We start from the raw sequence: 862 nt of genomic DNA, 5'->3' as shown, positions 1-862 counted from the left end.
GACGGAGCGGCGGACACGCTCGAGTTGAAGGTCCGCCGCTCTGGTTTTCAGATCAAAGAGTGATGCTGCAACGGGAGATGGGTGGCGAGCTGCGCTTGAGCTGCACCGCCGACCGCGTCGCTGTCGAGAGAGAGCGACCCGGTCGAGCTGTCAAAGATGATGTGGTGGGAACCATTATCATCGGTGGCCGTACCAGCAGGGGAAGTATGCAATGAAAGCCCGCCCGACTTAAGCTCGGTAGGCGCGGCTTGGTCGAGGTGGAGCTTGTCCTGAAGCTTGCTGAAATCGAAGGCATCGTTGCCCCCGTGGCTAGACATGATCTCGGCGGCGGCGGCGTTTTTCGCCTGGGCGCCGACACTTTCATCGGGCTGGACGGTTTGCGCGAACCCGTGGCGGATCAGGCTGGTTGCCGTCTTGTCGGATGGATCGTTGGTCGGGAGAAGTTCCGAGCCGGCCGAAAGAGAATGGCTCAACGAGGCCAATATGCGGTCAACGCTGCTGCCCTCGCTTACCTTGTCGCCGGCATAATCGTGGGTGGTGTCAGTCGAACTGCCGTCGGTGGCGAGGAGGTGCGATAGCGCGGTCTTGCCATGACTGCCATCGGCGGCGGTGGTGGCGGTATCAGTCGAACTGCTATTGCCAGCGAGGAGTTGCGACAGCGCGGTCTTGCCATGGCTGCCATCGCTGGTGGTAGCGCCAGAGGCGGCGGTATCAGTCGAACTACCATTGCCAGCGAGGAGTTGCGAAAGCGCGGTCTTGCCATGGCTGTCATCGGCGGTGGTGGCGGCGGTATCAGTCGAACTGCTATTGCCAGCGAGGAGTTGCGACAGCGCGGTCTTGCCATGGCTGCCATCGCTGGTGG

At 61.9% G+C, this 862-nt stretch carries 1 pseudogene; it reads right to left on the bottom strand.

Annotated elements, in window-relative coordinates:
• Positions 1–47: 47 nt before the first annotated feature.
• A pseudogene (locus tag AC0L2X_RS32380) lies at positions 48–862 on the bottom strand (hypothetical protein); the annotation flags it as partial.

Source organism: Mesorhizobium sp. WSM4828, from assembly GCF_055811175.1.
This window is presented reverse-complemented; position numbering and strand designations above follow the sequence as displayed.